11 protein-coding genes are annotated in these 14123 nt (G+C 74.4%); 8 read left to right on the top strand and 3 right to left on the bottom strand.

Going from position 1 to position 14123, the window contains the following annotated elements; translation table 11 throughout:
* The first annotated feature begins 10 nt into the window (after window positions 1-10).
* From KYY02_RS24400 to KYY02_RS24370, 7 genes are all read left to right on the top strand, one after another.
* Window positions 11-964 carry a carbohydrate ABC transporter permease gene (locus KYY02_RS24400; protein ID WP_371241362.1) on the top strand — a complete coding sequence of 318 codons (954 nt, stop codon included), beginning with the start codon at window positions 11-13 and terminating at the stop codon, window positions 962-964.
* The gene (locus tag KYY02_RS24395; protein ID WP_371241360.1) at window positions 961-1779 is read left to right on the top strand and encodes a carbohydrate ABC transporter permease; all 819 of its coding nucleotides are present in this window, start codon (window positions 961-963) and stop codon (window positions 1777-1779) included. Before KYY02_RS24400 ends, KYY02_RS24395 begins: the two co-directional genes overlap by 4 nt.
* Window positions 1776-4157 carry a beta-xylosidase/alpha-l-arabinosidase gene (locus KYY02_RS24390; RefSeq protein ID WP_371241358.1) on the top strand — a complete coding sequence of 794 codons (2382 nt, stop codon included), beginning with the start codon at window positions 1776-1778 and terminating at the stop codon, window positions 4155-4157. The genes KYY02_RS24395 and KYY02_RS24390 overlap by 4 nt, the downstream gene beginning before the upstream one ends.
* Window positions 4158-4544: 387 nt before the next feature.
* Window positions 4545-6155 (top strand): TIGR02677 family protein, encoded by a 1611-nt coding sequence (locus KYY02_RS24385; RefSeq protein WP_371241355.1) that lies wholly within the window; start codon window positions 4545-4547, stop codon window positions 6153-6155.
* On the top strand, window positions 6155-7492 hold the full coding sequence (locus KYY02_RS24380; RefSeq protein ID WP_371241352.1) for a TIGR02678 family protein: 1338 nt from the start codon (window positions 6155-6157) through the stop codon (window positions 7490-7492). The genes KYY02_RS24385 and KYY02_RS24380 overlap by 1 nt, the downstream gene beginning before the upstream one ends.
* Window positions 7489-11694, top strand: a complete 4206-nt coding sequence (locus KYY02_RS24375) for a TIGR02680 family protein (RefSeq protein WP_371241350.1) — start codon at window positions 7489-7491, stop codon at window positions 11692-11694. Before KYY02_RS24380 ends, KYY02_RS24375 begins: the two co-directional genes overlap by 4 nt.
* Window positions 11691-12989, top strand: coding sequence for a TIGR02679 family protein (locus KYY02_RS24370; RefSeq protein WP_371241348.1), 1299 nt, complete (start codon window positions 11691-11693; stop codon window positions 12987-12989). The genes KYY02_RS24375 and KYY02_RS24370 overlap by 4 nt, the downstream gene beginning before the upstream one ends.
* A gap of 2 nt (window positions 12990-12991) precedes the next feature.
* Here KYY02_RS24370 and KYY02_RS24365 read toward each other — a convergent pair whose 3' ends face one another.
* On the bottom strand, window positions 12992-13132 hold the full coding sequence (locus KYY02_RS24365) for a hypothetical protein (RefSeq protein WP_371241346.1): 141 nt from the start codon (window positions 13130-13132) through the stop codon (window positions 12992-12994).
* A 115-nt stretch (window positions 13133-13247) separates the two neighbouring features.
* Entirely contained in the window at window positions 13248-13643 is a 396-nt protein-coding gene (locus KYY02_RS24360) for a hypothetical protein (protein WP_371241344.1), read from the bottom strand.
* 55 nt (window positions 13644-13698) lie between these two features.
* On the opposite strand from KYY02_RS24360, the gene KYY02_RS24355 reads away from it, so the two are divergent.
* Window positions 13699-13836, top strand: a complete 138-nt coding sequence (locus tag KYY02_RS24355; protein WP_371241342.1) for a hypothetical protein — start codon at window positions 13699-13701, stop codon at window positions 13834-13836.
* An 85-nt stretch (window positions 13837-13921) separates the two neighbouring features.
* Here KYY02_RS24355 and KYY02_RS24350 read toward each other — a convergent pair whose 3' ends face one another.
* Entirely contained in the window at window positions 13922-14122 is a 201-nt protein-coding gene (locus KYY02_RS24350; RefSeq protein ID WP_371241340.1) for a DUF397 domain-containing protein, read from the bottom strand.
* Window position 14123 lies beyond the last annotated feature (1 nt).

Here is a 14123-nt window from a genome sequence, read left to right as displayed (position 1 = left end):
CGAACGGCTCATGACCACACAGACCACGAGCGCCCGGCCCGCCGCCGGGCCCCGCAAGGGGTTCCGGCGGCCGCCCGCCTCGTCCGCAACGGAGGTGGGCCGCCCCGGCTTCGCCTGGGCGCTGCCCGCCGCAGTGTTCTTCACCCTCTTCGCGATCGTCCCGCTGATCATGGTGGCGGTGCTGTCCTTCATGAGCTGGGACGGGCTCAGCTCGCCCCAGTTCGTGGGCATGGACAACTGGTCGCGCCTGATGGACGACCCGGTGATGCTCAAGAGCATCTGGCTGACCCTGCTGCTGACCGTGCTCGGCGTGGTCCTCCAGACCCCGCTGAGCATCCTGCTCGGCGTCTGGGCCGCCGGCCACCAGCGCAACCGGGCCGTGCTGTCCGTCATCTACTTCGTTCCGCTGCTGCTGTCCGCGACGGCCGTCTCCGTGCTGTGGCGGGCGCTGCTCGACCCGAACTTCGGCATCCCGGCCGAGGCCACCTGGCTGTTCGGCGACGGCAACCTGTTCGGTGAACAGGCCACCGCCATCGGGGTGCTGGCGTTCGTCAGCACCTGGCAGTTCACCCCGTTCCACACGCTGATCTACCAGGGCGCCGCCCGCGCGATCCCCCAGGTGCTCTACCAGGCCGCGGAGATCGACGGGGCGGGCCGCTACCGGCAGTTCTTCCACATCACGCTGCCGCAGCTGCGCAACTCGATGATCACCTCGATGATCCTGATGATCGTCGGCGGCCTGACCACCTTCGAGACGGTCCTCATCCTGACCCAGGGCGGCCCCGGCACCGACACCACCATCAGCGCCTACTACATGTACGACAAGGCGTTCAAGAGCTTCGACTACGGCACCGGCTCCGCGATCGCCCTGGCCCTGGTCGTCGCGGCCACGATCATCTCGCTGATCGTCGTCCGGGTCTCCGGCTACGACAAGATGCGCAGCTCCATGGAGGGTGTGTCATGAGGCGCCGACCGAACTACGCGGCCGGCGTCGGTTCGCTCCTCTGGCTCTTCGTCGTCGGCCTGCCGCTGTACGTGCTGCTCGCCGCGACCCTGCGCACCCGCCAGGACTACGCCGAGAACGGCCCGGTCTCCCTCCCGGACGGCTTCACGCTGGACAACTACACGGGCGCCTTCGACTCGGGCTTCGGCCAGTACTTCCTCAACACGCTCGTCGTCACCGCCTGCGTGGTCGGCATCGTGCTGCTGCTGGTCCCGCCGCTCGCCTACGCGATCGTCCGCAGCCGCGGCAGGACCACGTCGGCGGTCTTCCGGCTGTTCCTGCTCGGCCTCGCCGTCCCGGCCCAGGCCGTCATCGTGCCGATGTTCTACCTGATCAGCGAAGCCGGGCTGTACGACAACCTGCTGGGCGTCATCCTGCCCACGGCCGCGTTCTGCCTGCCGATGTCGGCGCTGATCCTCAGCGGCGCGATGCGCGACATCTCGCCGGAGCTGTACGAGGCCATGGCCATGGACGGAGCCACCCCGCGGCGCATGTTCCTCCAGCTCGTGCTGCCGCTGTCGCGCGGCGGGCTGTCCACGATCGTGGTCTTCTCCGCGCTCCAGGCGTGGAACGGCTTCCTGTTCCCGCTCGTCCTGACCCAGTCCGACTCCACCAAGGTGGTCACCCTGGGTCTGTACAACTTCCAGACCGAACACGGCATCGACATCCCCGGTCTGCTGGGAGCCGTGGTGCTGTCCATGGTTCCCATCCTGCTCGTCTACCTGTTCGCCCGTCGCGCCCTGGTCCAGGGTCTGATGGGCGTCGGAGGAAAGTGACTGCCGACGTGGCCGTAGAGACCACCCCCGAAGCCCCCCTCTGGAACGACCCCGACCGCCCCCTCACCGCCAGGGTCGACGCGCTCATCGACGCGATGACCCTGGACGAGAAGATCGCGCAGCTCTACGGAGTGTGGGTCGGCGCGTCCGCCGACGGCGGCGAAGTCGCCCCGCACCAGCACGACATGGAGGAGGCCGTCGATCTCGACGCGCTTCTGCCCAGCGGACTGGGCCAGCTGACCCGCCCCTTCGGCACCGCCCCCGTCGACCCGGCGCTCGGCGCGCTCTCCCTGCTGCGCACCCAGTCCCGCATCACCGCGGCGAACCGCTTCGGCATTCCCGCCGTCGCGCACGAGGAGTGCCTGGCCGGCTTCGCCGCCTGGGGCGCCACCGCCTACCCCGTCCCGCTGTCCTGGGGGGCCACCTTCGACCCCGACGTGGTGCGCCGGATGGCCGCCGCGATCGGCCGCGACATGCGTTCCGTCGGCGTCCACCAGGGTCTCGCGCCGGTCCTCGACGTGGTGCGCGACGCCCGCTGGGGCCGGGTGGAGGAGACCATCGGCGAGGACCCCTACCTCGTCGGCACCATCGGCACCGCATACGTGCAGGGCCTGGAGTCCGCCGGGATCGTCGCCACCCTCAAGCACTTCGTCGGCTATTCGGCCTCCCGCGCCGGACGCAACCTCGCCCCCTCGCCCGTGGGCCCGCGCGAGCGGGCCGACGTCCTGCTGCCGCCGTTCGAGATGGCGATCCGCGAGGGCGGCGCCCGCTCCGTGATGCACTCCTACACGGACACCGACGGCGTGCCCGCCGCGGCCGACGAGAGCCTGCTGACCGGACTGCTCCGCGACACCTGGGGCTTCGACGGCACCGTCGTCGCCGACTACTTCGGCATCGCCTTCCTCAAGATCCTGCACGGCGTCGCGGACGACTGGGCCGACGCCGCGGGCGCCGCGCTGAAGGCCGGCGTCGACATCGAACTGCCCACCGTCAAGACGTTCGGCGCACCGCTCGCCGAGGCCGTCGCCGACGGTCGCGTCCCCGAGGCGCTGATCGACCGCGCCCTGCGCCGCGTCCTCGGCCAGAAGGCGGTGCTCGGCCTGCTCGACCCGGACTGGAGCCCGGTCCCGCCCGCGCTCGCCGGCGCGGACCTGGACGACCCGGAGGCCCTGCGCGGCACGGTCGACCTGGACCGGCCCGAGAACCGGGAACTGGCCCGCGAGCTCGCCGAGAAGGCGGTCGTCCTGCTCGCCAACGACGGCACCCTGCCACTCGCCGCTCCCCGCCGCATCGCCCTGGTCGGCCCCAACGCGACCGAGGCCACGGCCGTACTGGGCTGCTACTCCTTCCCCCAGCACGTGGGCGTGCAGCACCCGGACGTCCCGGTCGGCATCGACCTGCCCACCCTGCGCGAGACCCTGGCCGCCGAGTTCCCCGACGCGGACATCACGGTCGCCCGCGGCACCGGCGTCGACGACGGGGACCTCTCCGGGATCGGCGAGGCGGTGGACGCGGCGGGCCGGGCGGACCTCGTCATCGCCGTCCTCGGCGACCGCGCGGGCCTGTTCGGCCGCGGCACCAGCGGCGAGGGCTGCGACGCGGAGTCCCTCGCCCTGCCCGGCGCCCAGCAGCAACTCCTCGACGCGCTGCTCGACTCCGGCACGCCGGTGGTGACCGTCCTGCTCGCCGGACGGCCGTACGCGCTCGGCCGCGCCGCCGCCGGGTCCGCGGCGATCGTGCAGTCCTTCTTCCCCGGAGTCGCCGGCACCCAGGCGATCGCCGGCGTCCTCAGCGGCCGTACGAACCCCTCCGGACGGCTCCCGGTCAGCGTGCCGCGCGGCCCGGGCTCCCAGCCGGCCACCTACCTCGGCGCACGTCTCGCCCAGGCCAGCGAGGTGTCCAACGTCGACCCGACCCCGGCGTTCGGCTTCGGGCACGGCCTGACGTACACGAGTTTCGCCTGGAGCGAGCTCGCGGTGGACGCGCGGGAGGCGGGTACGGACGGCGAGTTCGGTCTCGCCCTCACCGTCCGCAACACCGGCGGCCGGCCCGGCACCGAAGTCGTCCAGCTCTACCTGCACGACCCGGTCGCCTCCGTCGTCCAGCCGGTGCAGCGGCTCGTCGGTTACGCCCGGGTGGAGCTGGAGCCGGGGGAGTCCCGCCGCGTCCGCGTCACGGTCCCGGCCGACGTGGCCTCCTTCACCGGCCGCGACGGCCACCGCATCGTCGAACCCGGTGACCTGGAACTCCGGCTGGCCGCGTCGAGCACCGACGCCCGTCTGACGGCGACGGTCATCCTGACCGGCCCGGAACGCCGGGTGGACCACACCCGCCGTCTCCACGCGGTCTTCACCCAGGAGCCGGCGGCGCGGCCCTGAGCCGGACCCGACGCGGCCCCCGGCCGGTACGAACCGGCCGGGGCCGCATCGGGTCGGCCTCGGCCGCTCCGGGCAGGGGCCGTCCGCCCCGGTCCTCCCCGGCCCGCCGAGGGCGCAGGCCCTCGGATCGCCCTTGCCGGGGCGGCAGCGGGGAGGGTGCCGTTGGGCCCCGTCCGCACATCGCCGGTGACCGCGTCCCGGCAGCCGCCGTCGGCGCTGCACTCCTTGCGCTCCTTCCCTGTGTGGAACTGCGCGAAGGGGCCGACCTGACCGGACCTGTCACAAAACCGATGGAACATTCCCGTACGTGATCGAATGGGGGGCTGAGCGGCCGGTCGCCCCCTACCCCGCTGTGCGCCGTCAGCGGCGGTCCGTAGTCTCGACGGTATGGAGGGGAAAGAAGCAGACGCACCGCAGGGGCGGGAAACGGACGCGGAGGACTGGCAGCGGCTCAGCGCGTACGCCTACCTCAGCGCGCCCGAGCGCCTGGAGTACATCGCGGTGATGCGCGTGTTCTGCGGCACCCTGCTGGCGGACCTGTCCGTGCCCGACCTGATGGGCAAGCTGGCCGAGCGGGGCGGCCCGGGGGCGGTACCGGACGCGGAGACGCTCACCCGCAGGCTCGAGGAGCTCGTGCGCTGGGGCAACCTGCTGCGCAGCACCCACACCGTCAGGGCGACGAGCATCTCCGAGTACCAGCGTTCCCGCTCCCGCTACCAGCTCTCCAAGCTGGGGGAGCGGGTACAGCGCGACGCGGACGAGGTGCTGTCCGGGGCGGACGCGGCCCGCGAGGTGAGCAGCGAGCTGCTGGCCCTGGTCGACCGCGGTCTGCGCGAGATCGCCGCCATGGCCGCGGCGCCGGGCGGCGCGGATCCGCAGCGGGCGCTGGAGCGGATCAGCACCCTCTTCGTCCAGTTCGCCGACTTCGCCGAGTCCGTCCGCGACTTCTACGCCTACCTGGGCCAGGTGCTGGCGCGCTACGACCTCGACTCGGCGGAGTACCAGGGGTTCAAGGAACTGCTGCTCGACTACGTGCAGGCCATCACCGAGGACGTCTCCTTCCGGGCTCCGCGCATCGCGGCCCACCTGGACGCCGTCCGGCCCCACCTGCCCGCGCTGCTCGCCCGGATCGACCAGCACACGGCGGGCATCGGAGCACTCGCCGGCGGACTGCCCGAGACCCGGGTGCAGCGCAGCCGCGGCCGGGACCTGGCGGACTGGGAAGGACTGCGCGAGTGGTTCACCACCGGCGGAGCGCACTCCAGCCAGGTGGACCAGTTGAGGGACGCCACCCTGCGCGCCCTGCACTCCCTGCTCGCCAACGCCAAGCGGATGCTGCGCTCCGCCTCCGGCGAGATGTCCCGCCGCAAGGACCTGCTGCGGCTGGCGGCCTGGTTCGACGCCGCGGAGCCGGAGGAGGCCCACGACCTGGCGGTCGCCGCCTTCGGCCTCTACGGCGCGCGGCACCTCGGGGTCGCGCCGGACCCCGACGGGTCCGTGCCGGCCTACGTGAGCTGGTGGACCGGGCCCGTGGTGGACGTGCCGGTGGCGCTGCGCGAGCGCGGCAGCCGGGCCCCGCGCGGACGCGCGGCGGCGGCCGAGGACCACTCCGAGCAGAAGCACCGCCTCATGGAGCAGGCCCGGCGGCAGGCCGCGGCCCGCCGGTCGGCGGCCGACGAACTGCGCAGCGCCTCCGGCCGGTTCGACCAGGTGCGCCTCGGCGCCCCGGCCATGCGCCTGCTGCTGGAGCTGCTCACCACCGCCCTCGGCAACGCCCGGCTGCACCGGGACGCGGACGACTTCCTGTTCGACGGCGCACAGGCGGACGACGCGGACCTCGGCATCCGGCTGACCGCGTGGCGCACGCCCGGCCGGTCCACCGTCCTGCGGTCCGTGGACGGCGACCTGACCGCGGACGACCTCACCGTGGCCGTCGAGAGCACGTCCGCGCCCGCGGTGGGGGAGCCGATGCCCGAGGCCGGGGAGGCGAGCGCCTGATGCCCCTGCCCTCCGCCCACGACGTCGCCCTCGCGGCCGAACGCCGCACCGCCGCCCGGCTCCTGCTGGCCCACCCGCTGGTCACCAGCACCGGGCCGCACAGCGACACGTTCCCCCTGATCCGCCGCCACGCCGACTGGCTCGCCCAGCGCTTCCAGCAGGTGTTCGGCTACCGCCTGCTGGTCGAGGCCTCCTACGCCCGGCTGTTCAAGGCGGGTCTCGGCCCCGGCTCGGGACACCGTCTGGAGCGGCCGTCGACCGGTACCCCGTTCACCCCGCGGACGTACGCCTACCTGGCCCTCGCCCTGTCCGTCCTCGTCACCGCCCCGGAACAGCTCCTGCTCTCCCAGCTCGTCGCCGACCTGCGCGCCGCGGCCGTCGACGCCGGAATCGAGATCACCGACACCGGACGGCAGGCCGAACGGCGGACCCTGGCGGCCGCCCTGCGGCAGCTCGTCGACTGGGGAGTCCTGGTGGAGACCGAGGGCCAGGTGGCGGCGGTCGCCGAGGAGCGGGCCGGGGAGGCGCTGCTCACCGTGGACCGCGACATCGCGCGGGCCGTCGTCGCCGGCCCGCTCGCCCGGAGCCGCGACGGCGCCGACCTCGTCCGCCGGGCCGCCGACCCCGGCTTCGGAGGGCCCCGTACGTACGTCCGCCGCCGCCTCGTCGAAACCCCCGTCGTCCACCTCGACGACCTCACCGACGCCGAACGCGAGTGGCTGCGCACCCGGCAGCGGCGCGAGGCGCAGGCCTTCTCCGAACTGCTCGGCCTGGAGGCCGAGATCCGCGCCGAGGGCATCGCCCTGATCGACACGGACGACGACCTCACCGACCTGCGCTTCCCCGGCACCGGCACGGTCGCCCAGGCCGCGCTGCTCCTCGTGGAGCGCCTCGTCGGCCGGCTGCGCCCCGAAGGGGCCGGCCATCCGGCGGTCGGCGGCCGGCTCGTCATCGGCGTGCCCGTCCCGGACGGACTGCTGCCCGGCCTGCTCGACGAACTGATCGAGGAGTACGGCAGGCGCGGCACCTGGCAGCGCGGCCACCTGGAGGACCGGGACGGGTTCCTCGCCGCCGTACTCGACCTCCTCGTGAGGATGCGTCTGATCGCGCCCGCCGGCCCCGTCCGCGCGGACGGCCACGGCCTGCCCGAGGAGTACGACGGGACGGCGGCCGACGGCCGCTCCGTCACCGACGTCTCGGGCGCACGCGGCCAGGACCGCGCCGCCGGCGGCTGGATCCTGCTCGCCGCGGCCGCCCGCTACGCCACCACGGTGGCGCTCGCCCCGCGTACCGCCCCGTCCCCGACGGACGACCCCGGCAAGGAGCCGCCCCGATGAACCGTCCGCCGTCCCCGCACCGCTACCGACTGCACCGCGCGGGCATCCGGAACGTGTGGCAGTACGACCACCAGGAGTTCACCTTCGGCGAGGGCCGCCTGCTGCTGCGCGGCAAGAACGGCGCCGGCAAGTCCAAGGCGTTGGAGATGCTGCTGCCCTACCTCCTCGACGGCGACGCCCGCGCGCTGGACGCCACGGGAACCGGACGCACCACCCTGGCCTGGCTCATGCTCGACGGCTTCGCCCGGACCAACCGGCTGGGCTACCTGTGGCTGGAGTTCGCGCGGACGGACGAGGAGGGCGACGACCGGCACCTGACCGTCGGCGCGGCCGTCCGCGCGTCGCAGTCGACCAGGACGGCGAAGCCCTTCTTCTTCACCACCCGGCTGCGGGTCGGCGAGGACCTCGACCTCGCCCCCGCCGGCCAGCCCCTGCCCGTGGACCGGCTGAAGACACTGGTCGGCCCGGAGAACGTCACCGACCGCGCCGTCGAACACCGGGCCAGGGTCGCCCGCGACCTGTTCGGCCTCACCGATCCGGCGCGCTACCGCAACCTGCTCCACCTCCTGCACCGGCTGCGCCGCCCCACCATCGGCGACCGCATCGACTCCGGCGGACTCGTCCAGGTCCTCGCCGAGACCCTGCCCGCCCTCGACGACGAGGTCGTGGAGAAGGTGGCCCGAAGCCTGGACGACCTGGACTCCGTCCGGGCCCACCTCGGACGCCTCGAACGCACCGACCGTGCCCTGCGCGCCTTCCTCACCGGCTACCGCGGCTACCTCCACGGAGCGTTGCGCCGCCGCGCGGACCGGGCCGGCGCGGAGCTGGAGCGCCTGAGGGAGCACCGCAGGGCCGCGGGCGACGCGGCCCGCGCGGTGGAGGAACTCCGCGGACGCGAGCGGGAACTCGACGACCGCATCGACCACCACGTGGCGGAGCAGGAAGCGGCCGAGGCGGACCTGGCCGCACTGCACGCCGGCGCCGACTACCGCAGCCTGCGGGAACTGGGGGAGAAACGCGCCACCGTCACCGCCCTGCACAGCGCGGCCGACGCCGCGTTCCGGGCCGTACGCCAGGCGCACCTGGGCGAGGAGGAGGCGGGGCGGCGCCTCACCGCCGAGGCCGGACGGCTCGGCGCGGAACTGGTCGAACTGAGCACCGCCCACGCCGAGTCGGTACGGGAAGCCGAGCGGGCCGGGCTGGACCCCGTGCACCTCGGGGAGCCCGTCGCGACACCGGCCGCGCCGGTCGCACCCGCCACCACGGTCCAGCTGACCGCACCGGACGGCGACTTCCACCTGGTCCGGCACGGTGAGGTGCTGGCGGTCGACACCGGGATCTGCGCCACCGCGCTGCACGCCTGGGACGCCCGGCTCGACGCCGCACAGCCGGTGATCAGGAACCGGGCCCGGTTCGTCATCGAACTGGCCGCCCTCATCGAGCGGTCGGACGAGGTCCGGCGCGAGGCGGACGCGGCCGACACCGCGCGTGAGCGCCTGGAAGCCCAGGTGGAGCACGCCCGTACCCGGGCGGAGCGGCGCCGGCAGGAGACGGCCCACGAGGCGGAGACCTACGCGGAGGAGGCCGGAGCCTGGACAGGGCGGCTGCGCGAGCTCACCGGACTGCCCCTGGACGAGGTGCTCGCCCCGCTCGCCCACGACCCGTCCGACGGACCACTGCCCGCCCAGGTCCCCGACGAGGTGGCCGACGCGGCCCGGTCCGCCGTGGAACCGTGGCTGGCGGAGCTGGCCGAGGAACGCGACACCCTGGCCCTGGCCGTCCGCACCCTGGAGACCGAGCGGGAGGAGCTTTGCCGCCGGCGCGCGGAGTGGGAACGCCGCACCGACCCCGAGCCCCCGCCCCCGCCGCACCGCGCGGCTCCCCGTACCCCCGGCACCGGGGCGCCCCTGTACCGCCTGGTGGACTTCGTCCCCGGCCTGCCACCGGACGCGCGGGCGGGACTGGAGGCCGCACTGGAGGCGAGCGGTCTGCTCGACGCCTGGGTGCGCGCCGACGGCACGGTCCTCGACCCGGTCACGCACGACACCCTCCTGACTCCGGGCGCCCCGGTCACGGGGCCGTCGCTCGCCCGCGCACTGCGGCCGGTCGCCGCACCGGACAGCGGCGTGACGGCGGAACAGGTCCAGCACGTGCTGGAGTCGGTGGCCCTCGCCGAGGGCGCCGCCGCCCCGCACACCGACGTGCACACCGACGCGGACACCGGTGTGCACACCGCGGCCGGCACCGACGGCTCCTGGCGGCTCGGCATCGCCCGCGGCCGCCACCTCAAGCAGACCGCCGAGTACGTGGGCGCGGAGGTCCGCGCGGAGACCCGCCGCCGGGCACTGGCGGACCTCGACCGCCGGCTGGCCGACGTGGACGCCGCCCTGGAGGAGCGCCGGCAGGCCCTGCGCGCCCTCACCGGGAGCCGCGACCGGGTCGGCGAGACCCTGCGCAGACCGCCCTCCGCGCGCGGACTCACGGAGGCGTGGGCCCGCACCGCCGAGGCCGAGGGCACCGTCGAGTCCCTCACCGCGCAGGCGTCCACGGCGGCCCGTGAAGCACAGCGGGCACGGGCCCGCGCGGTCGCCGCCCGGCGGGAGGCCGAGACGACGGCGAGCGCCCAGGACCTGCCGGCGGACCCGGCCGCACTCGAGACGGTCCGCCTCGCCCTGGACCGCCTCGGACGCGGCACCCAGCACCTGCGGCGGCGGTTGCGCGCGGTCCTGGCCGCGGCCGAGGGCCACCACGACGGCCGGACGGACCACGAGCGCGCCGTCGCGGCCCGCCGGGAGGCCGAGACGGACTACGCCGAGCCGCTCGGCCGCCTGGAGACCGCCCGCCGCACCGTCCGGACCCTGGAGGAGGCCCTCGGCGCCACGGAACAGGAGATCCTCGCCCACGAGGCCGAGGCGAAGCGCCGGCTGGACGCCGCGGGACGCCAGCTCCCGCGCCTGCGGGACGACCGCGCCGAGGTGCACGACCTGCGCGTACGGGCGGAGGAGGACGACAGGAGACGGCGCGAGGCACTCGCCGCCCAGGAGGACGAGGTGCTGGCCTGCGGCAGACGGCTGCGGGCGGCACTCGCGCTGCCGGGTCTGCTGCGCGGGGCGGGGCTCGACGCCGACGCGGACGAAGGCGCCCTGAAGTCCCCGGACCCCGTCCACCACGACGTGCGGGAGCGTCTCACCGCACTGGACCGGCTGACCGGCGCCGTGCGCCGCGGCCTGGACGCCGAGCACCGCGACCTCTCGGACACCGCCCTGCTCAACCGCCACACCGAACTGCGCGACCAGCTCTCCGGCGGCTACGACGCGACCCTCGAGGAGCACGACGGCATCAAGCTGTGCCGGCTCGTCAACGACCAGGGCCCGAGCGACGTCGCCCGGGTCGGCGAGCGCATCGCGGCCGAGGCCGCCGAAGCGCGCGACCGCCTCACGGAACGCGAGAGCGAGGTCTTCCAGCGCTTCCTGGCCGGAGAGCTGGGCGACCACCTGTCCGCACAGGTGCTCGCCGCCGGCGCCCTGGTCGACGCCCTCAACACCACCCTCGCCACGGTCCGCACCTCGCACGGCCTCGGCGTCACCCTCGACTGGAAGCTCGCCGACGGGGCGGAGGCGGACGTCAAGGCGGCCGTCGACCTCCTGCGCAGCCCCTCGGGCCTGCGCACCCGTGAGCAGTCCGAGCAGCTCCGCGACGTCCTCCAGCGCCGCATCGAGGACGCCCGCCGCGCCGACCCGGCCGCCGGTTACGCGGCCCACCTGCGCACCGCCCTGGACTACCGCGGCTGGTTCACGTTCACCCCCTGGGTGGTGGACGACGCGGCACCCGGCAGCCGCCGCAAGCTCTCCGGCCGCACGGGCCTGAGCCAGGGCGAACAGCGGGTCCTGTCCTACCTGGTCCTCTTCGCCGCGGCGGCGGCGCACTTCACCGGCCTCGCCGACACCGCCCCGCACACACCCCGCCTGATCCTCCTCGACGACGCGTTCGCCAAGGTCGACGAGCCCACCCACGCCCGTCTCGGCCGCATCCTCGTCGACCTGGACCTCGACTTCGTCCTCACCAGCGAACGCCTGATCGGCAACTGGCCGGACGTGCCGTCCCTGCACATCTACGAGTGCCTGCGCGACCCGCACGTACGGGGCGTGGCCACGCTCCACTACACGTGGAACGGACGGCAGCGAAGGCTGATGCCGGTATGAGCCGCCCCGGACGCGCCGACGAAGGCCCCCTGGACGCCGGGACCCTCGCCTTCCTCAGCCGGCAGGGCCTCACCCGCCTCTGGACGGCCGTACGCGCCCGACTCGAGCGCCAGGGCCTCCAGCCGGCCGGTGCCGTCAGACTCCAGCACCTGGACGCACCGGAACGCGAGGCGCTCTCCCTCCTCCTGGCCAGACCCGTCACCGGCCCCACCGCCACCGTCCGCCTGCCGGACCTGGACACCCGGCTGCGCGCCAGCGCGGCCGGCCGGGGCCTGGCCGCCACCCTGGAGGCGCTGGGCCCGCCCCTGACCGACCGCAGGGCGGCCCGCGACGCGGCGGCGGCCGAACGGGCCCGCGTGTGGTCGGCGGCCCGGACGGAGCTGGAGTCCACCTCCCTGCCGGACCGGCCCTGGACGGCACAGTGGCTGGAGGAGCTACGACGCGGCGGCACCCTCGCCCGCCAGGACCCGCACACCGCGACCACGGTCGTCACGCAGGCGATCCGCACTCTGGCGATCCTCTTCCCGGACGGCGACGCGCCCCGAGCCCCGGCCTCCTGGGGCCGCGGCGAACTGGCCACCCGCGCCACCGGCTCCGCCCACGGCCTGGACGACGGCACCCTGCTGTCCCGGCTGGTCCTGCGCGGCATCGCCCTGGCGCACAACAAGGAGTTCCCCACCGACGCCCCCGCCCGCCGGGCCCTGTGGCGTGCGGCCACGGTCACCCCGGACGAGGTCTCCAGCACGGTCCTCACCCACGGCCTGCGCCCCACCGGCACCACCTGGCAGGAGGCGGCCCTGCGCGAGCGCGCCGACCACCACAGGGAGACCCACCTGACCCTGCGCGACCTGCGCACCCTCCGCCTGACGATGCCGTCCGGCACCCGGGTCCACGTCTGCGAGAACCCCCGTGTGGTCGAGGCCGCCGCGGACGCCGCCCGCACCGCACCCCTGGTCTGCACCTCGGGCAGCGCGGCGACGGTCGTCCTCACCCTCCTCGACGCCCTGGCGGCGTCCGGCTGCGCCTTCGCCTACCACGGCGACTTCGACTGGCCCGGCATCGCCCTCGCCAACCGCGTCATCCGGCGCTACGCCGCCGAGCCGTGGCGCATGCGCGCCCCCGACTACGAGCACCTGGCGACCCGCACCCACCTGCACGGCGCCCCGCACCTTCCCCTCACCGGCCCGCCGGTCGAGGCCGTGTGGGACCCGGAGCTGGCCCCCGCCATGCGGGCGTCGGGCATCGCCCTGCACGAGGAGGCGGCGCTGGACCTGCTCCTGGAGGACCTCGAGTGAGATCAGGCGCCGAGCCCGCCGGCCGCGAGCAGGTCGCAGACGTCGCTCACCAGTCCTCTGCCCAGGTCACCGACCTCGCCGAGGTGTGCCTCGAAGTCCCTGAGGCCCTGGAAGATCTCGGCGTACGCTTCCTGCTCCCGCAAGGGGAGCTGGAGCACCTGCAGACGCCGTATGTCGACCCGTGACGAACTGGAGGCGTGGGTGCCCGCCTGACGTCCGTTGGAGGGTGCGCGCGACAGCCTGCGAGGAAGTGCGCGTTCAGTCTGGCCGAGTCCACCCGCAGGGCGTACAGCTGGGGCTCCAGGGCCGTCGGGGCCCCTCGTGCACCCACGCCCGGTACGCGCGCACGACACCGGCGACCACGACGTCGCCCTCCTCGGCGGTCACGGGCGCCGATCCGGCGGCGACGAGCCCGCCGGGAGTGCCGTCCGTCAGCAGGGCGGCGACGGTGAGGAGGGGCACGGAGTCCCTGCCGGGAGCCGTCGCACCGTCCACCGGCTGTTGTCCGGAACGCAACGACAGGGCACCGGCTTTGGCGAGGTCGCCCACGCTGGTCGTGGTCTGCGGCCTGTCGGTCGAGAACCGCAGTTCCGCCAGCCGTTCGACCGGCTCGACGGGCGCAGCGACCTCTACGCCGTGGGCTGCCTGCTGCACCACATGCTCACCGGCGAGACCTCCTTCGCCACGGACCAGCCGGCCCTGGTAGGGAGTGACGGAGAAAAAGGCCGGGGAGAAGCACCCCGACCTGCCCCCGCCTTCTCCCGAGGCCATCCGGAAGCGCAAGGAGCAGCTGGCCGTGCGAGGTGGATCGGATTTCGGTGAGGGCATCGAGGGTGCCCTCTTCTGAGTCAGCAGTATGACAACGCGCTGGTTCGCGTCCTCTCAAGTGACGCGAACCAGCCCGCTGTTCCGCTCGGAAGCCCTGGTCGGAGCTATCCCGCCGTGAGCGCGACGAACGCCGCCCACTCGCCCCGACCGACCCGCAGCACCGGCCCGTCGCCCGCGGCCTTGGAGTCCCGCACGTACACGGCGTCGACACCGGTGGCCACCTCCACGCAGTCACCGCCGCCCGATCCGCTGTAGCTGCTCTTGAACCAGTGCAGCCCGTCCATGTTCCCGGTCACCTGCTCCATG

Origin of the sequence: Streptomyces pimonensis (assembly GCF_041380215.1) — a bacterium.
In the GTDB taxonomy this organism is placed as follows: domain Bacteria; phylum Actinomycetota; class Actinomycetes; order Streptomycetales; family Streptomycetaceae; genus Streptomyces; species Streptomyces pimonensis.
This window is presented reverse-complemented; position numbering and strand designations above follow the sequence as displayed.

Coding starts and splice junctions, on each gene's coding strand:
- KYY02_RS24400 (WP_371241362.1), top strand. CDS start 11: ATGACCACACAGACCACGAGCGCCCGGCCCGCCGCCGGGCCCCGCAAG.
- KYY02_RS24395 (WP_371241360.1), top strand. CDS start 961: ATGAGGCGCCGACCGAACTACGCGGCCGGCGTCGGTTCGCTCCTCTGG.
- KYY02_RS24385 (WP_371241355.1), top strand. CDS start 4,545: ATGGAGGGGAAAGAAGCAGACGCACCGCAGGGGCGGGAAACGGACGCG.
- KYY02_RS24380 (WP_371241352.1), top strand. CDS start 6,155: ATGCCCCTGCCCTCCGCCCACGACGTCGCCCTCGCGGCCGAACGCCGC.
- KYY02_RS24375 (WP_371241350.1), top strand. CDS start 7,489: ATGAACCGTCCGCCGTCCCCGCACCGCTACCGACTGCACCGCGCGGGC.
- KYY02_RS24370 (WP_371241348.1), top strand. CDS start 11,691: ATGAGCCGCCCCGGACGCGCCGACGAAGGCCCCCTGGACGCCGGGACC.
- KYY02_RS24350 (WP_371241340.1), bottom strand. CDS start 14,122: ATGGAGCAGGTGACCGGGAACATGGACGGGCTGCACTGGTTCAAGAGC.